The organism is Vibrio sp. QJM3NY_35 (assembly GCF_057785915.1).
Genome location: NZ_CM173507.1, coordinates 3351021 through 3369373, shown reverse-complemented (window position 1 = coordinate 3369373; position 18353 = coordinate 3351021). Strand labels below are relative to the sequence as shown.

Genomic DNA, 18353 nt, shown 5'->3' with positions numbered 1-18353 from the left:
CACATCTTGTGCTCCCATTCTTCCTGTAAATCGGCAAAGCCGAAAATGCTCAAAAATATAAAAATCGAATGTTTAAATTAGAAAAAACCCCCGGACTTGTCAGTGCGGGGGTTTTTTCTAATTCGTGGTTACTTTCTTCCCACTCGCCCCCGCGCAGTCTTAATAATGACTACGATAATCAGGTTAATCAGTGCGTAAATGCGAGCGTTAAAAATCATAATATTCGAGTTTTCTCGTTTATTGTCTTCAGTAAAAGTCTATATCTCTAGTGTTATCACACAAATCTGCCGCATGACAAGGAAAATGTCATTCTTTTTTCACATTAAAACACCATTCCACCAAGCTATATAACAACCTTATAGCTTTGGTGAGCAACGAATATCCAGAGCGAATACTTTTAAATCAAAGACAAAGGAAAGTTATGGGACTCGCGATAATTCATAGCCGAGCTAGTGTGGGTGTAGAGGCGCCAGAAGTGACCGTTGAGGTGCATATAAGCAACGGAATGCCTGGCTTTACGCTGGTGGGGCTGCCTGAGACAACGGTCAAGGAATCTAAAGATCGAGTGAGAAGCGCGATTATCAATTCTCGCTTTGAGTTTCCATCGAAAAGAATCACGGTCAACCTCGCCCCAGCCGATTTGCCTAAAGAAGGGGGCCGTTTCGACCTGCCAATCGCGCTTGGGATTTTAGTCGCATCGGATCAGCTTCCGACATCAAAAATAGCTCAGCATGAATTCATCGGTGAGTTGGCGTTGTCAGGAGAATTACGCTCAGTAAAGGGTGTGTTGCCAGCGACGTTAGCCGCCGATAGCGTTGAACGATGTTTAGTTGTCCCACATCATAACGGTGATCAGGCTGCGCTGGTGGGCAAGGGGGCGCACAAATCTGCTCAAACCTTACTGGAAGTTTGCGCTGACATGTGTGGACAGGCTCAGCTTGGGCTATATAGAACAGAGCATCATCAGGCTGATGTATCAGAGCTTCGCGACTTACAAGATATTATCGGCCAACAACAAGGCAAGCGAGCTCTGGAGATCGCCGCAGCTGGGAACCATAACCTGCTTTTTCTCGGCCCGCCCGGAACTGGAAAAACCATGCTCGCTTCTCGATTGCGTGACCTATTACCTGAAATGAGTGACGATGAGGCGATGGAAACCGCGTCGGTGGCCTCGTTAACGCAACAAGAAATCAATCAATACAACTGGAAGCAACGACCTTTTCGCTCTCCTCACCATTCCAGTTCAATGGCGGCATTAGTGGGTGGTGGTTCGGTGCCTCGCCCCGGAGAGATCTCTTTAGCGCATAACGGCTTATTGTTCTTGGATGAGATGCCGGAGTTTGAGCGCAAGGTGCTTGATTCATTACGAGAGCCACTAGAGTCGGGCGAGATCATTATCTCCCGTGCTGCGGGCAAGACTCGTTTTCCTGCGCGTTTTCAATTGGTCGGTGCACTTAACCCAAGTCCAACGGGTTATTACGAGGGTAATCAAGCGCGCGCCAACCCACAGATCATCCTACGTTACCTTAATCGCTTATCTGGCCCCTTGCTAGATAGGTTCGATATGTCATTGGAGATACCTCTATTGCCCAAGGGAATGTTGGCCGAAGGAGGTGACCGAGGTGAAACCACCCAAGTCGTAAAGCACAGGGTCAAACAGGCTCGTCAAACCATGTTATCTCGCAACCATAAATCAAATGCTTTACTCGGCAGTCGAGAAATTGAGAAGTATTGCCCACTGCGACGTGAAGATGCGGAGTTTCTTGAGACAGCACTCCATCGATTGGGGCTGTCGATTCGTGCCTATCACCGAATCATTAAGGTAGCGCGAACCATTGCTGACCTTGACGGTAACGAGCAGATAGAAAAGAAACACCTATCGGAAGCGCTGGGCTATCGAGCGATGGACCGATTGTTGAAGCAACTCACGGCTCAAGCTGTGTAGTAGTAAATAGAAAGCCTGCTTGTGTGCAGGCTTTAGTTTGATAATTTATTGGCGCTGGCTGGAGTTAGAACTTGTAGTTCAGGCCGAGTGAGACGATGTATTGAGACTCATCATAGAAGGTAATGTTCGAGTCACTAGTACCGTAACCTGCAAGAGAAACAAACGACCAGTTTTCCCAATCCATGAATTGATCATATTCATACGCGGCGAATAGATTGATGTTATCGTCACTGCGTTTCTTTTGGAAAGTAATGCTGCTCGCATCGTAAGAGCGTTGGTTGTAACCGGCCGTTAGTGCGTATTGATGACGTCCCATGCCGCCAAATAAGCTTACCTCACCGCCAAACTGTTCATAAGAGGCAGCTTTGCCATCCGCAGAACTTGATTGGTAGATCAGTGACGGTACTAACATCATGGTACGACTGATTGGCTGACGATATTGACCTTTCAGGTAGAAAGTATCGGCGTCGCGTTTTAGCGTGTCTTCAACTCGATCATCTTTCACATCTTTGGTGGCGTAGGCCATGTCTAAAGAGAAAGCAGAGCCAGCGATGCTCTCTAGTGTTAAACGAAAGGCATTACCCGTCTCGTCGGTTTTGCTGCGAGCTGACGTCGTGTTGTACAGATCGGCCCAAGTCTCGCCAGACATAATAGTTGGCAGAATCGAAGCATCGATGGTCATGCCTGACTCAAGCTGGTATTTATAACCAACCTCTAGCACAACAGTACCCGTAGCTACGTCATCACGAGCGGTACCCGTGTAAACCTGGTGATTTAGCTTCTCACCAAAGGTATAAGCAACACTGCCTAAAGGGGCGACAAGAAACGAGCTTTCTGAAGAAGCCTTCTGATCTTTAGATGAAAGTTTGCTATCAGCATCGGTATTAAAGTTTGAGGTGGAAGAGGCAACCCCGCTATTGATAGAGATTTCACCACTGAAACCTTGTTGGTCTGCAAGCTTGGCAAAAGCGGGAGAAGCCGCAACGCTCAATGCCAAGAGAGTTATTTTTATTTTCATTCAAGGGCTCCTTGCCCACCGGTTCTTAGGACGGGTTATTAATAGCAGTAAAGCTTTAAACTTCCAGGTTAATTATTTATCAATGATGATTTTTGAACAAGCAAAAAAAAAGGAAGCCGAAGCTTCCTTTCATCAATGACTTACTTCTTCAATAAGAAGTTCACCAGCTCGAAGTACTCATCAAGAGAGTTGATACCTTGAGCTTCTACTAAGTAACGGTTGTTAACCACAACAGCTGGTACTCCTGAAAGGCCGCTGTCTTTGAATGCTTTGTCGAAGCGACGAACCATAGAATCTACTGCAAAGCCGTTATACGCAGCATCGAATTTCTTCGCATCAACGCCTTCGTCTAGGAAAATTTGACGCAGTTCTTCTTCATCACGTGGTGGCTTGTTCATTGTGTGGATGCGGTTAAACATCACTGGCACCATTTTGTCTTCAACTTTTAGCGCAATCATGGTCGCGTAAGCTTTGCTCATTGGCAGCCCCATGTTGCCACCCATGAATGAAACATGGTTCTTCTGTAGCTTAGCGTCTTTAGGTAGCTGTTGTTTTAGCTGCTGGATGATTGGCTCAAAGCTATTACAGTGTGGGCAGTAGAAAGAGAAGAACTCTGTCACCATTGGTTTTTTTGATGCTTCTAGATCGAGAACTTTGTAGTGTTCACCTTCGTTAAATTTCGCAGCGTGAGCTGAAAGGCTCAACATGATCAATGAGAAAAATGCGAATAGCTTTTTCATTTATCCAATCTCCATTATGTTTGAATTTTTATCTAGTTGTATGTTGCGATTGCTGTTACCACTGAGGCATTAACGAAAGTGGTGGCTCTTGCAGGGTAGCAATTTGCTCTTTACAAGCAAGTACTTGTTGCTCCCAATATTTCGGATCATTAAACCACGGGAAGGCCAGAGGAAACGCAGGATCGTGCCATCGTTTCGCCAACCATGCCATGTAATGCACCATACGTAGACCGCGTAGTGGTTCGATTAGTTTCAGTTGTGCGGTATTAAAATCGCAAAATTCTTGGTAACTCTCGAGCAAAATATCCAGTTGCATCAGCTTATCTTGGCGTTCGCCATTAAGCAGCATCCACAGATCTTGTATCGCAGGGCCGTTACGAGCGTCATCAAGGTCGACGAACATTGGCCCATCGTGCCACAGTATATTGCCTGGGTGGCAGTCACCATGCAGGCGGATATTCTCAATGTTGCTCGGCCACTGGCTCTCTAGCTCTTTGATCAGAAGGTCGACGTCATTGAAGAACGCATTTTCTAGGTGCGTCGGGATAAACTGAGAATTCTCTAGAATCTTACGTGGCTGATAAAGGTATTCATCTAAGCTGATGGTCGGGCGATGTTGGAATGTTCTCCCTGCGCTGGCTTTATGAATACGGCCAAGAAAACGCCCTACGCCTTCCAGTTGGTCTAGGTTATCCACTTCATACTGTCTGCCACCGACACTTTCAAACAAGGTAAATAGGTAGCCTTGATATTCATGTAAGGTTGCACCGTTGATTCGCATTGGAGGCGCAACCGGCATCTCTTGTTCGATAAGCTCGAGTGCGAAGTCATGCTCTTCTTGGATCTGTGCTTTGTTCCAGCGTTGCGGGCGATAAAACTTAACGACGTAGCGTTTACGGTCTTCATCGGTGAACTGATATACCCGGTTTTCGTAGCTGTTGAGAGCGAGAAGCCCGGATTCAGCGCGAACTCCGATGCTCTCCAGTGCGTACCACATGAAGTCAGGAGTCAGGTTATCAAAGTTAAAGGCTTGCATCGTCATAGAATAAAAAAGGCTCATTACTGAGCCTTTTTCCATTTATTGGGTTGTTATACCAAGCACTAAAGTGCAGGTATCAGAGCTTCTTGATAAAGCGGCTTTCGACTTCCATCGTAAACTCTTCATTATCCGAGAGTATAAACTGAATTGTCGAAACTGGTGAGCTCAGTTTTTCTGGGTCGGCGCCTAAACTGATAGGTAGGTTCAAAACCTCGCCTGGATCGACAGTAATCGTCTGTTTGCCGTACCAGATAGAATCGGGCAGTCCGCTAACATCGAGCTTGTACTCTTGCTCTTGTTGAGTCTTGTTGATCACTTTCAAGGTGTAGGTGTTTTCAACCAGCCCTTGGCTATTGACCCTAAACAGCTGATTTCTGTCACGTAGAACACTTAGGCCAGCAGGATCAACACTCGCGATTTGCACGAAGAATAGGCCCAGCATCACGATTAAGATGGCTCCATAGCCCAAGAGCTTAGGACGCATGACCTTGGTTGAGTGCCCCTCAAGCCTATGTTCGGTGGTGTAGTTGATCAGACCTTTCTCATAACCCATACGTTCCATGGTGTTGTCACAAGCATCAATACACGCGCCACAGTTAATACACTCGTATTGCAGACCGTCACGAATATCGATACCCGTTGGGCACACTTGAACGCATAAATTACAGTCAATACAGTCGCCTAGACCAAGTTCTTTTGGATCGGCTTTACGAGAGCGAGGACCACGGCTTTCACCACGTTCTGTGTCGTAGCCTACGATGAAGGTGTCTTTATCGAACATTGCCGATTGGAAACGCGCGTAAGGACACATGTGCAGACAAACAATTGAACGCATCCAACCTGCATTAGCATAGGTGCAGCCTGCAAAGAACAGTACCCAAAACACCGGCCAGAACGATGAATTAAAGGTAAAGAAACCAACCACTAACTCTTTGATCGGGATGAAGTAACCAACAAAAGTTAAGCCAGTCGCAATGGCAATCGCCCACCACGCAATGTGTTTGACAGTTTTTCTGAGGATTAAATTGGTTGTCAGTTTGCCTGAGTCTTGTTTTCTTCGCTTATTGGCAGCCCCTTCTAGTTTCTCTTCGAACCAAATGTACATGAAGGTCCAGACGGTTTGCGGACATAAATAGCCACACCAGACACGGCCTAAGAAGGTGGTTATGAAGAATAAGCCAAACGCGGCAATCATAAATAGGATCGCGAGTAGGGTCAGATCTTGTGGGTATAAGGTGGTGCCAAAGAAGTTGAACTGTTGGCTGCCGATATCGAGCAAGATCGCTTGGCGTTCACCAAATGGAATCCATGGGATAAGCGCAAAAAGTAAAAGTAAGAACCAACCGCCATAGCGACGCAGTTGTTGGAATTTACCTTTGCTTTCTCGAACATAGATTCGGTTACTTGGGTTAAATCGATCTCCATTACCTTTATGTGTTTTCGGGTTAAAGGTTTTAGGAGTCACATCTTTGATATCGATTTTATCCTGACTCATGGACTATCCTTTTTGTGGCTGGTTTGCTCGGTTAAATCGAGCAAGACGACATTACTTTAAAGTGTGGTTTAGAGAACCTGTAGAAATTGAGCTTGATGCGTGAGTAGATATCGCACTTACTCTTATTATTTTAGAAGATTCTTATGGGTGGCGATTATAGCGACAATCTTGTTCTCATTTCTTTAACGCTATCAACCTTTAACAACAAAAGTCATAACAGTTGTGACGAAAAAATAGCGAACAGAAACAAAAAAGCGACCGAGTGGTCGCTTTTTAAAATTGAGAAATTTATCTATACGGCAATTACGCTGTTGAGCATTGAGGTAATTATAGGATGCCGCGCGCTTTTAGAATTGCGGTTTTGAAATCATCTTCTTGGTCTTTTTTAAGACCCGGGATCATTTCATCTTTCTCGCTGTTGCGCATTTTTAGGTGATAGATTAGAACATCGTCAGTCAGCTCTTCAAGTTTACCTTCGTAGCCGGCTTCTTTTGATAGCTTGATGATGAACTCTAACAAGTTAAGTTCTTGATCTTTCTGCCACTCAGGCTCCATCAGTTCCAGCAGTTCTTCTATGCGGTGACACTTCATACTTTATTCTCCACAAATTTTATAATGATTTGTGGCTAAGGTATCAAATCGGGTCGGGAATACCAATGTGTAAACACATTTGGAGCAGGGAAAGAGGCAAGAAAAAAGCGCAGTAAAAACTGCGCTTTTTGTTAAGCGGCTCTAATCACTTTTGTTGTAGTCGGTGCTAATAAAGCAGTCTTCTCAACTAGAGTCATTGTAGGAGCCAATTTCTTAGCCGTTGGAGCAGCAGCAAAGCCACTACGACGACGCATCGCACTACGGTTGGTGTGCGAGAACCTGACAGCTGTTGGGCGCATTAATTTACCTAACGGTCAGGCATATCCATTGCCAATCTAATGGCCTGATTTACCATGAGCTCTACCTCAATTGCTTGAAGCGTCACTCGTCTGGCTTTCGCCAATCCGAAGAATAAATCAGGATAATGACATGCATGCATATCAAGGCTTAGATTATCACTATCTAAGTTATCGATCGACGTCTGAGTGATAATTAAACGATATTAGAGCTAAAATAGTGTGAGCAGTATATTTGAGTTTGAACCTCTTTCAGGCTTAAGATGATGCTTTAAAGGAGGTGCATATGTCGTTCTTAAAGAAAACGTTAGCAAGTTTTGGTATTGGGTCGGCCAAGGTCGATTCTGTGTTGCAACAGGAAGTGCTGTATCCAGGGCAGAAGGCGAGCATTATTGTGCATGTGTATGGTGGCGCTCAGCCACAGGAGATCGACAATATCGATCTCAACTTGTGCTGTCGTTACGTCAAAGAAGTTACCATGAACTCACAAAGGCAAGAGGGCGGTCAAACACGTCGAATGCACCAGACATACTCGTTGGCCAAATGGAGCCTGCCGTATGCCTTTGTTATTCAGCCGGGTGAAACCCGAGATTTTGAATGTGAGTTTGATGTCCCGCTGAACACACCGGTCACGATTGGTGACTCAAAAGTATGGCTTGAAACTGGGCTCGATATTGCGATGGCGATTGATCCATCGGATAAAGACATCTTAACGGTTCGTCCTGATGCACTCCTCGATGGTATTTTTAATGAACTTGAAGCTCAAGGGCTGCGCATTCGCCAAGTGGAATGTGAGGCGGTAAAAGGCTTTGAATTGCCGTTTGTACAAGAGTTTGAGTTTGTTCCGACGACGGGTCCTTATCATGGCCGTTGGCGTGAGCTTGAGGTTGTTGCCCATCGTGATGAAACTGAGCTTAAGTTGTGGTTTGAGATAGACCGTAATCGCGACGGTGCCAAAGGCATGTTGGCGAGCTTATTGGGAGTGGGTCAGCTACAGCGTCAATTAAGTGTGCCATTGGATACCTCACCGGAAGAAGCCGGCAAGATGGTGCTTGAGTATCTAGATAGCGCCTCTTAGTTAGCTCTTTGGTTCTTTAGCTTTAGAGAGCTAAGCCTCATCACACAGTTTAGGCGTCATTAATGTCATAAAAGATGTCATAAAAATTTAAGCTTACACGTGTAAGCTTAATGTGCAATACTAGGTCAATTGAACATTTACTCTAGTAGGATACTCATGTCTGCATCATCAGCTAGCGAATACAGCGACATCGAAGAACGCGCTAACGCGATAACCCATGGCTTGGGCGTCGTGCTTGGCGTGGTTGGTCTGATCTTGTTGTTGATTCGCGCGTTTGATTACCAAGCCGATATGTTGACGGTTGCCAGTATGGCAATCTATGGCAGCAGCATTATCCTGCTCTTTCTTGCTTCAACGCTTTATCACTCGATCACCACAGAAAAAACCAAGCGTTTATTAAAAACCCTCGATCACTGTGCAATTTACTTACTCATCGCAGGTAGCTACACCCCGTTTTTATTGGTTGGTTTAAGAACCCCACTGGCGATGGGCTTGATGGCGGTTATTTGGGGGATTGCGCTGGTTGGTATCATCATGAAGATTGCCTTCGTCTACCGATTTAAGCGTCTATCGCTGTTCATTTATTTAGCGATGGGCTGGCTGTCGTTGATTGTGGTGTATCAACTGGCGATGAATATCGAGATAGGCGGCTTGGTGTTATTAGCGCTCGGTGGCGTGACCTACTCGTTGGGTGTTATTTTCTATGTGGCAAAACGCATCCCTTACAATCATGCCATCTGGCACTTGTTTGTGTTGGCGGGCTGCGCTTGCCATTTCTTCGCTATCTATCTGTATGTGACTCCGGTTTAGCGAGCCAGTACTTCAGTAATCTCAGCTTTAATCTGATATTCAGGGTGTTGTTCTAGGTCGATCTTGATTAGCTTGCCTTCTTCACCCGTCTTTGGTCGCAGGTATGTGTCGGCCATTCGTTTGATTGATTTCCACACAGCAACCTCTTCTTCTGCCAACAACTCACCTTCTGCAGTAAATACGCTGATGTTAAGTGATACCAAAATGACTGCTTGAGTGCCTTGGTTGGTGATGGCTGTCGGAATGATAAGCTCACCATCTTCATAGCTACTGGCACCTAGCACAACATCCACTCCTGATTGAGACAGCTGTAAGCTTGGCTTCTTACTATTAACCACAATCGTAGTACCACGCGTGTTCGTTGCGACAGGTACGGCTACGACAGGGGCTGCTGCAATAGGCGCTGCTGAAACAGGCACTGCGATCTCTGATGTTGTCGCTGCTGCTTCCGTTTGCTTCGGTGCCACGTATTGCCAAGTAAAATCGTCTTTCAGTAACACTTGTTTGCCATCAGGCAATGTGACCATTTGATCAGCAAAGGCAGAACTTACGAATACTGAGTTTGCGAGCAATGCGCCAGCGAGAAGTACGTATGATTTCATCTGTGTTTCCTTGATTTTGTGCTTGGTTAACGTCGCCAAAAGGCTGGGAAAAATAGAACAATGAGCGTCAATATCTCAAGTCGCCCCATCAGCATTCCTAAGCTTAGCAACCATTTAGCGGCGTCGGGCAGTGGAGCAAAGTTCCCGGTTGGACCGATCACGCTGCCCATACCAGGACCAACGTTGGCAACGGCTGTGATAGCGCCAGATATACTGGTCACGGGATCAAGCCCCATTGCGCTCAAGCCACCTGCAATTAAGATAATCGTAATAAAGAACATCAAACCAAATGCGACCAGTGAACGCACAATGTCGTCATTTACGGGTCTTTGGTTATAGCGTTGAACAAACACACCCGACGGGTGGATCAGTTTCATCATTTGCTTATGAAGCATGGTCATCGCGATCTGGAAGCGGAAGATTTTGATACCGCCAGAGGTTGAACCCGAGCACGCGCCCGCCATCATTAGAAACGCAAACAAGGTCGTTGGCAGTGCACCCCACGCGGTGAAGTCTTCTAAGCCAAAACCGGTTGTGGTTACGACTGACACAATGTTGAACATCGAAACACGCATCGCATCCATGACTGTGTAGCCATCTCTAACCACCAACCATGTCGATATCACGGCACTGGTGACTAAGAATAGATAGGTGAAGCCTCTAACTTGCGCGTCTTTGTAGAGGATTGATAGCTTTCTACCACGCAGTGCGCTAACAAACAGTAGGAATGGTAGCCCACCTAAGAACATGAACAGGGTTCCCACCCAGTGAGCACTGTTAGAGAAGTGGTTCATTGAGCTATCTGATGTTGAGTAACCACCCGTAGACAGTGTTGTGAAGGCATGATTGATCGCATCAAAGACGCTCATTCCTGCAAACAGATAGCTAATGATGCACAAGCCAGTCAGAACCAGATAAACCGCCACGATGTTCTTCGCGACCGTTTTCGCTCGTGGGCTGCTTTTATCTGACCAATCGGATGATTCGGTTTGGAACAGGCGCATACCACCGACGTTGAGCATTGGCAGAACCGCTACTGCCATAACGATGAAGCCGATGCCACCTAACCATTGCAGTATAGAACGCCATAGCAGAATGCTTGGTGCCATGCTGTCTAAGCCGCTTAATACGGTTGAGCCTGTTGTGGTGATACCAGACATGGTTTCAAAATAGGCGTCAGTGAAGCTGATGTGGTTGATGAAGACAAATGGCAGTGCAGCAAAGGCACTGGCTATCGTCCATACCAGAGAGGTGATCAGGAACATGTCCCGCACCCCAAGTCGGAACTTAGCTGAACGACCCAAGCTCAAGCAGATAAACGCCACAATGTGCGTGATCACTACCGACTGACCAAACTCGAGGAAGCCACCGGTGCCTGTGAAAAAGGCAACCAATGTAGGGATGTACATGAAAAGGGCGAGTTTTGATAACACTAACCCTATCACTAATAATATCGGACGAAAGTTGACCATAGCTTAATAGACCATCGCTGTGAGCCGGAGCATCATTCTCACAAGAAAAAGGTTGTGAGAATAAGCTTACGAGAACAAGGCTATAAGAAGAACGGGCTCGGTTGGAATAGAGACTCAACATCAGGTACGTATTTCTTGTCCACTAAGAACATTACTACGTGGTCATCTTGTTCGATTACGGTTCTATCGTGCGCGATAAGTACTTCTTCTCCGCGAACAATCGCACCAATAGTGGTGCCCGGTGGTAGTTTGATGTCGCCAATCGCTCGGCCAACCACTTTCGATGTGGTTTCGTCACCGTGAGCAATGGCTTCAATCGCTTCAGCAGCGCCGCGACGTAAAGATGATACGTTTACAATATCAGCACGACGAACGTGAGTAAGCAGCGCAGAAATCGTCGCTTGCTGTGGCGAGATAGCAATATCAATCACACCACCCTGAACAAGGTCGACATAAGCGCCACGTTGAATCAGCACCATTACTTTCTTGGCACCCATTCGCTTCGCCAGCATCGCTGACATGATGTTGGTTTCATCTTCATTAGTTAGAGCGATGAACACATCAACTTGATCGATGTTCTCTTCGGTCAGCAGCTCTTGGTCTGCCGCATCACCACAGAAGACGATGGTGTTTTCTAATTCTTCAGACAGCTTCTCGGCACGAGTGTAGCTGCGCTCGATAAGCTTGATGCTGTAGCTCTGCTCAAGGCGTTTTGCCAAGCTTGCACCAATGTTACCACCACCGACAATCATGATGCGGCGGTACGGTTTCTCTAGGCGCTGTAGCTCACTCATTACTGAGCGGATGTGGTTACTCGCTGCGACGAAGAACACTTCATCATCGGCTTCAATGATGGTGGTGCCTTGTGGGCGAATAGGGCGACCTTGACGGAAAATAGCGGCAACACGGGTATCAATGTGCGGCATGTGCTCACGCAAAGCAGACAGTGCGTTACCAACCAGTGGACCACCGTAGTAGGCTTTTACTGCTACTAGGCTCACTTTTTGTTCAGCAAAGCTCACAACCTGCAGTGCGCCTGGGTATTGAATCAGGCGCTCGATGTAGCTGGTTACTAGCTCTTCGGGTGCGATCAGGTGATCGACTGGGATAGCACCAGATTTGAATAGCGCTTCTTTCTCTTCTAGGTATTGAGGAGAACGAATACGAGCAATTCGGTTCGGCGTATTGAAAAGAGAGAAAGCAACCTGACACGCAGCCATGTTGGTTTCATCCATGTTGGTTACAGCAACCAACATGTCGGCATCTTGCGCACCCGCTTCACGTAGTGTGTTTGGGTGGCTGGCATAACCGTTTACAACCCTAAGGTCATACTTATCCTGAAGTTCACGAAGTCGGTCAGCGTTACGGTCGACAATGGTGATGTCGTTGTTTTCACCAACCAGGTTTTCAGCAAGGGTACCGCCAACTTGTCCAGCACCTAGGATAATGATCTTCATAGCCTTTCTCTTTTCTTTACCGTGGTAATTCTAGTTATCTAACTTTATTTTGATAATGCACTAGAAAGAAACAGCGGCTAAGAAATAAATTCTTAGCCGCTGTTAGTTGTTATGCCTGTTTTACTAGAACTGCGTAGTAGAAGCCATCCATATCTTCTTCCCCAGGCAGTATTTGACGACCCGGATTTTCGATATCAGACCCAACCAGCGTTGCGTTCTCTGTACGTGCTAGGAATGCTTTCACTTGCAGCACGTTTTCTTGCGGCGTGATAGAACATGTCGCATAAACCATGGTGCCGCCTTCTTTCAGCTGACGCCACATAGCATCCATAATCTCGCTTTGCAGTTCAGCGAGCGCGTCAATGTCAGATGCACGACGTAGCCACTTGATGTCAGGGTGACGGCGAATTACGCCAGTCGCTGAACAAGGTGCATCAAGCAGAATACGGTCGAACTTATCACCCATCCACCACTCTTCAGGGTAGCGAGCATCGCCACAAATGACGTCGGCACGTAGTTGTAGGCGCTCAAGGTTATCGTAAACACGGTCTAGACGTTTGATGTCGCAGTCAATCGCAACCACTTCAGTATCGTTGGTATGCTCAAGAATGTGTGCGGTTTTACCACCTGGCGCAGCACAGCAATCTAGGATCAGCTCACCATCTTTTGGTGTTAGGTAATCAACCGAAAGCTGAGCGGCAGCGTCTTGCACTGATACCCAACCTCTGTCGAAGCCAGGAAGCAAAGTAACATCACAAGGTGCAGCTAATTTTATGGCATCGGCTGCTTCAGGGTGCAATGTGTATTCAATGTTTTCGTTTTTAAGCAGTTCAACATACTCGTCACGAGTGTGGTGTTGGCGGTTAACGCGCAGCCACATTGGTGCCTTGCTGTTGTTTGCTTCAACCAGTTGCTCCCATTGTTCTGGGTAGCTCTCTTGAAGCATTTTTAGAATCCAACTTGGGTGTCCGTATTTGCCTGCATTGTGGCTAACGGCTTTCTCGTCTAGTTCTTCTTGGTCACGTAGGTAGCTACGTAGCACTGCGTTGATCAAACCACTCAGGCTTGGACCACGCAGTGTTTTAGTACCCTCAACCGTTTCAGCAACCGCGGCATGCGAAGGGATACGCATGAAGCTCAGTTGGTAAATGCCCACCAAGATTAGGTGGTGGAATACACGCTTTTTACCTTTAAGCGGGTTTTCCATCAGTTCGTTAGCGATTGACTCTAAACGAGGCAGGTAACGAAGTGCGCCGTAGCAAATCTCTTGCAGTAGAGCATGGTCTCGTGGACGGATCGTTTTTTGAGCCGCAGGGAGAGCGTGTGAAAGAGAGTGGCCTTTATCGACAACTTGGAATAGGACATTTGCAGCAGCAGCGCGAACATTCATGAGGGGTACCGAATATTTATTTGAATACATGAGGGCATCTCTGCCCTCGTAAAGGTTTTCTAAGCTGCGTAATTAACAGCTTTAAAAGCGGATTAAGAAAGTTGAGTACCAACTTCAAACCAGCTTGCACGTGAGTTCAAGATATCCTGAACTGACATGGCTTTTTTACCTGGAACTTGCAGCTGTTCAAGAACAAGTACGCCTTGTCCTGTCGCTACGTAGATACCAGTTTTATCCGCTTGCAGAATTGTACCTGTAGGCTTATCAGAAGTTTGCTCTGCCACACGGCTTTGCCATACTTTGATGCTGTTCTCAGCAGCTTCAAAGTGGCTCATTGGCCATGGGTTGAAGGCACGAACGCAGCGTTCAATATGCGCAGCTTCATCACTCCAGTTGATACGCGCTTCTTCTTTGCTTAGCTTCTTCGCGTAGTTCGCAAGCTCATCGTCTTGCTTTTCTGCAACTGCTTTGCCAGAAGCGATGTCCGCTAGACATCCAACAAGCGCGTCAGGGCCAAGACCCGCTAACTTCTCGTACATTGATGCGCTAGTATCTGTCGCTTCGATAGGCAGCGTTGCGATGCTTAGCATGTCGCCAGTATCTAGGCCGATATCCATCTGCATGATCGTCACGCCGGTCTCTTTATCACCCGCCCAAATAGAGCGTTGAATCGGAGCAGCACCACGCCAGCGAGGTAGGATAGAACCATGTACGTTGATACAACCTAAGCGAGGCGTATCTAATACAACCTGCGGAAGCAATAAGCCGTAAGCGACAACAACCATGATGTCAGCGTTCAATTCAGCTAGCTCTTGCTTAGCTTCATCTGACTTGAAGTTTTCTGGTTGGTAAAACGGAATGTTATTTTCAAGTGCGATGTTTTTTACTGGGCTCGCAGTCAGTTTTTTACCGCGGCCTGCTGGGCGATCTGGCTGTGTGTAAACAGCAACAACTTCATGCTCCGAAGACAACAACGCCGCCAAGTGACGGGCGGCGAAATCCGGAGTACCTGCAAAGACAATTCTTAAAGACTGACTCAAGGTAGGCTTCCTTCTAATTTAGTAATAGCAGCGGTTATTAACCTTGTTTCTCGTTGAAACGTTTGATCTTCGCTAGCTTATCTTGGATACGTTTACGCTTTAATGGCGATAGGTAATCAACAAACAACTTGCCTTCTAGGTGGTCAAGTTCGTGCTGAACACAGATAGCCAGAAGGTCGTCAGCGTCGAATGTGAATTCGTTGCCGTCACGGTCTAATGCTTTAACCGTTACTTCTGCAGCGCGAGGTACTAGAGCTCGAGCGCCTGGTACAGATAGGCAGCCTTCTTCGATTCCATCTTCGCCGCGTTTCTCAGTAATTTCAGGATTGATAAGCACCATTGGCTCATCACGTGTTTCTGAAATATCGATAACAACGATGCGTTGGTGGAAATCTACTTGCGTTGCCGCAAGGCCGATACCTTCTTCGTCATACATGGTTTCAATCATGTCATCAACGAACTTTTGAATCTCTGGGGTAACTTCTTTTACCGGTTTCGCCACGGTACGTAGACGATCATCTGGTAATGTTAATACTTGTAATACAGACATATACACTCGAAATATTGAACTGTGCCGAAACAGCTTAAACCTTGTTGGCTCAATTCTAGACATTTTAGAGGTCAAATGACAGCATCCTGAAGGTAATTCTCAAATCAGATGTCATATATTCAGACCAAGGAACCTAGGTCATGCGTCATTTTTCTCCCATTTTTTCTCTCGTTTGTGCCTCGCTTTCGTTCACCGCTACGGCTGGAAATAGCGCTCAACCTTTAACCATTAAGCAGGGCGCACCTGAGGCGTATGTGGTGGTAAAGGGCGATACCTTATGGGATATATCTGCGATGTATCTTGATAGCCCGTGGTTGTGGCCAAGGTTATGGCAGGTAAACCCTGAGATAGAAAACCCTCATCTTATATATCCCGGAGATAAACTGTCTTTGGTTTGGATTAATGGTGAGCCGGTATTGAGCCTTAAACCGGTTATCAAGCTGAGCCCTAAGATTCGTGTCTCGGAGAAGAAAGCGGTGCCAACCGTCAATGAGGGGCTGGTTCTACCGTATCTACAATCTGACCGCTTGGTCGAACAGCAAGACATTCAATCGGCTCAACGAGTATTAGGGACCAGTGATGGTAAACGCTTCTTATCGGGTGAAGACCGGTTGTTTATATCAGGTAACCAGCAACATCAAAAATGGGGTATCTACCGCGCCGTTGAAACCTACCAACGACAGCAACCTCAAGCGAGTATGACCTCATTACGTTTGGTCGCCACGGCACGCTTAAAAGAAGTGGACGCTGAGTTCAGTAGCTTACAGATAGAGACTCAGCTGCAAGAGGTGCTGCTTAACGATCTCGTGTTACCAGAGCTTGGTGTTGATCAGGTGAAGCTCTCAACCACATTTTATCCAGCGCCTAGTGCGGCGGGTCAGTTTGCTAATATACTGGGTTCATTGGATGGCAGCCAATACAGTGCAAAGAATCAAGTGGTCGTTATTAATAAAGGCTCACAGGACAACCTTCGCCAAGGCTCTATGTTTACGCTCAGCGAGAGCGGGGCTGTGGTGTTTGGTAAGCAAGGTGAATACAGCTACAAAGAGTCTGCGGCGAGCGATAAGGTGCAATTGCCAAGTACCTCGCTGGGCAGCTTGATGGTTATTCGCCCTTACGAGTATTTTAGCTTGGCGTTGATCACTCAAAGCTCCAAGCCGGTTAGTAATGACATTCTTGCGGTATCGCCTTTAGACCTTGCGTTGACGGAAGAAGCTAAGGGCACCGAGTGAATGAGCAACAACTGAGTGCTTGGCTAACTTTAAGTTTTGTTCCGCAATTGGGTGGCAAACGCCTTTCTCGCTTGCTGAGTATCGATTCCCCTTCGAACCTTGTTGGCTACTCAAGTCAGCAGCTGCAAGCGATGGGTTTGTCAGCTAAGCAAATATCCTATCTAAGAGAGCAAGCCCCAAGAGAAGTGGAGGCTTGCTTATCATGGCAAGCAAAACAGCCTAACCATCACATCATTACCCCGAATTGCTCGCATTATCCCAAACTGCTGAATGAGACCGCCTCCGCGCCAAGCGTGCTTTTCGTTAAAGGTCACGTTGAAAAGCTGATTGAGCCTCAAATCGCTATGGTCGGCAGTCGCAATGCCAGTCTCGAAGGGTTGCAAACCGCGAAGTCGTTCGCCAAAGAGTTTGTGCAAAACGGTTTGATTGTCACCAGTGGCTTAGCGCTCGGTATCGATGGCTATGCTCATGATGGTGCTCTAGATAAAGGAGGGGAAACTTTTGCTGTATTGGGTTCTGGATTGGATTCCATTTATCCTGCGCGACACAGAAATTTAGCCGATAGGATCTGTGAAAATGGCGCATTGATTTCAGAGTTTCGCCCAAGTGCCAAACCACGACCTGAACATTTCCCTCGCCGTAACCGTATTATAAGTGGTCTGTCGTTAGGAACCTTGGTGGTTGAAGCGGCTGAGAAGAGTGGCTCTTTGATTACGGCTCGATATGCGATGGAGCAAGGTCGAGAAGTGTTTGCGTTGCCCGGTTCAATTCATAGCCCAACCAGTCGTGGAGGTAACAGTCTCATTAAAGCTGGAGCATGTTTAGTGCAAAATGCTCAAGATGTTCTGATTGAAATAAAGAGTCTGTTAAACTGGTCTATAGATCAACAGCCGAGCTTATTCGAACCTACGCAGAATGAGGGTGAAAATGAACAATTGCCATTTCCACAGCTGTTAGCTAACGTAGGATTAGAGGCGACACCCGTTGATATTTTGGCACAGAGAACCCATATACCTGTGCATGAAGTCATGATGCAGCTTTTAGAGCTTGAGCTCTCAGGGCATGTTGTTGCAGTTTCCGGTGGCTATATTCGAAAGGGGAGAGGCTAAGCTATGATGATGGACATACTGATGTACTTGTTTGAAACCTACATCCATAGCGATTCTGAATTGCAGGTGGATCAAGACGAACTTGAAGATGAGCTTCTTCGAGCAGGGTTTCACCAAGACGATATTTATAAGGCCCTCCATTGGTTAGAAGATCTTGCGGCACTGCAAGATACTGACAACCAAGCGGCGATTACTATGTGTTCCAACACCTCGATGCGCGTTTACACCAGTAGAGAGGTATCGCGTATTAATATGGAGTGTCGAGGTTTCTTACTGTTCCTAGAGCAGATCAACGTGCTCACGACAGAGATTCGTGAAATGGTGATTGATCGTGTGATGGGGCTTGAGACCAACGAATTTGAATTGGATGATCTGAAATGGATTATCTTAATGGTGCTATTCAATGTACCGGGTAATGAAAGTGCTTACACGCAAATGGAAGAGCTGTTGTACACCAAAGAGCAAGGTATCTTGCATTAATACAGGCTT

18 protein-coding genes are annotated in these 18353 nt (G+C 46.6%); 6 read left to right on the top strand and 12 right to left on the bottom strand.

The genetic code is table 11. The features are described from left to right. Positions 1-421 precede the first annotated feature (421 nt). Complete coding sequence (locus tag AC3CH3_RS15340; protein WP_488537439.1) at positions 422-1945, top strand: YifB family Mg chelatase-like AAA ATPase; 1524 nt, start codon at positions 422-424, stop codon at positions 1943-1945. A 64-nt stretch (positions 1946-2009) separates the two neighbouring features. On the opposite strand, the gene AC3CH3_RS15335 is transcribed toward AC3CH3_RS15340, so the two are convergent. The 6 genes from AC3CH3_RS15335 to AC3CH3_RS15310 form a co-directional block, all read right to left on the bottom strand. Then, positions 2010-2963 (bottom strand): DUF2860 domain-containing protein, encoded by a 954-nt coding sequence (locus AC3CH3_RS15335; protein WP_488537438.1) that lies wholly within the window; start codon positions 2961-2963, stop codon positions 2010-2012. A 140-nt stretch (positions 2964-3103) separates the two neighbouring features. Beyond that, a complete protein-coding gene (locus tag AC3CH3_RS15330; protein WP_048610871.1) occupies positions 3104-3703 on the bottom strand; it encodes a thiol:disulfide interchange protein DsbA/DsbL in 600 nt (199 codons plus the stop codon). A gap of 55 nt (positions 3704-3758) precedes the next feature. Further along, positions 3759-4745: a serine/threonine protein kinase gene (locus AC3CH3_RS15325; protein WP_488538181.1), complete on the bottom strand. Its 987-nt coding sequence runs from the start codon at positions 4743-4745 to the stop codon at positions 3759-3761. Positions 4746-4818: 73 nt separating this feature from the next. Beyond that, positions 4819-6237, bottom strand: coding sequence for a cytochrome c oxidase accessory protein CcoG (gene ccoG, locus AC3CH3_RS15320; protein ID WP_488537437.1), 1419 nt, complete (start codon positions 6235-6237; stop codon positions 4819-4821). Positions 6238-6564: 327 nt separating this feature from the next. Further along, entirely contained in the window at positions 6565-6828 is a 264-nt protein-coding gene (locus AC3CH3_RS15315; RefSeq protein WP_010433308.1) for a YihD family protein, read from the bottom strand. 131 nt (positions 6829-6959) lie between these two features. Further along, entirely contained in the window at positions 6960-7127 is a 168-nt protein-coding gene (locus tag AC3CH3_RS15310) for a hypothetical protein (protein ID WP_179946936.1), read from the bottom strand. Positions 7128-7410: 283 nt separating this feature from the next. Here AC3CH3_RS15310 and AC3CH3_RS15305 point away from each other — a divergent pair, with 283 nt between their 5' ends. Then, positions 7411-8202, top strand: coding sequence for a sporulation protein (locus AC3CH3_RS15305; RefSeq protein ID WP_488537436.1), 792 nt, complete (start codon positions 7411-7413; stop codon positions 8200-8202). Between the two features lie 156 nt (positions 8203-8358). Next, entirely contained in the window at positions 8359-9012 is a 654-nt protein-coding gene (gene trhA, locus AC3CH3_RS15300; RefSeq protein WP_488537435.1) for a PAQR family membrane homeostasis protein TrhA, read from the top strand. Here trhA and AC3CH3_RS15295 read toward each other — a convergent pair. The 6 genes from AC3CH3_RS15295 to def form a co-directional block, all read right to left on the bottom strand. Continuing rightward, positions 9009-9614, bottom strand: coding sequence for a DUF3157 family protein (locus tag AC3CH3_RS15295; protein ID WP_488537434.1), 606 nt, complete (start codon positions 9612-9614; stop codon positions 9009-9011). The genes trhA and AC3CH3_RS15295 overlap by 4 nt on opposite strands. A 26-nt stretch (positions 9615-9640) precedes the next feature. Next, positions 9641-11086, bottom strand: a complete 1446-nt coding sequence (locus tag AC3CH3_RS15290) for a TrkH family potassium uptake protein (RefSeq protein WP_488537433.1) — start codon at positions 11084-11086, stop codon at positions 9641-9643. 80 nt (positions 11087-11166) lie between these two features. Further along, positions 11167-12543, bottom strand: a complete 1377-nt coding sequence (gene trkA / locus AC3CH3_RS15285; protein WP_004735766.1) for a Trk system potassium transporter TrkA — start codon at positions 12541-12543, stop codon at positions 11167-11169. Between the two features lie 109 nt (positions 12544-12652). After that, the gene (gene rsmB / locus AC3CH3_RS15280) at positions 12653-13933 is read right to left on the bottom strand and encodes a 16S rRNA (cytosine(967)-C(5))-methyltransferase RsmB (RefSeq protein ID WP_488537432.1); all 1281 of its coding nucleotides are present in this window, start codon (positions 13931-13933) and stop codon (positions 12653-12655) included. A 92-nt stretch (positions 13934-14025) separates the two neighbouring features. Then, positions 14026-14973 (bottom strand): methionyl-tRNA formyltransferase, encoded by a 948-nt coding sequence (fmt, locus tag AC3CH3_RS15275; RefSeq protein WP_488537431.1) that lies wholly within the window; start codon positions 14971-14973, stop codon positions 14026-14028. Between the two features lie 37 nt (positions 14974-15010). Beyond that, a complete protein-coding gene (gene def / locus AC3CH3_RS15270; protein WP_017058772.1) occupies positions 15011-15523 on the bottom strand; it encodes a peptide deformylase in 513 nt (170 codons plus the stop codon). A gap of 140 nt (positions 15524-15663) precedes the next feature. On the opposite strand from def, the gene AC3CH3_RS15265 reads away from it, so the two are divergent. The 3 genes from AC3CH3_RS15265 to AC3CH3_RS15255 are packed head-to-tail and all read left to right on the top strand — an operon-like array spanning position 15664 to position 18344. Continuing rightward, a complete protein-coding gene (locus AC3CH3_RS15265) occupies positions 15664-16755 on the top strand; it encodes a LysM peptidoglycan-binding domain-containing protein (RefSeq protein WP_488537430.1) in 1092 nt (363 codons plus the stop codon). Beyond that, positions 16752-17864: a DNA-processing protein DprA gene (gene dprA / locus AC3CH3_RS15260; RefSeq protein WP_488537429.1), complete on the top strand. Its 1113-nt coding sequence runs from the start codon at positions 16752-16754 to the stop codon at positions 17862-17864. The genes AC3CH3_RS15265 and dprA overlap by 4 nt, the downstream gene beginning before the upstream one ends. Positions 17865-17867: 3 nt before the next feature. Continuing rightward, the gene (locus AC3CH3_RS15255; RefSeq protein ID WP_048657837.1) at positions 17868-18344 is read left to right on the top strand and encodes a DUF494 family protein; all 477 of its coding nucleotides are present in this window, start codon (positions 17868-17870) and stop codon (positions 18342-18344) included. Positions 18345-18353 lie beyond the last annotated feature (9 nt).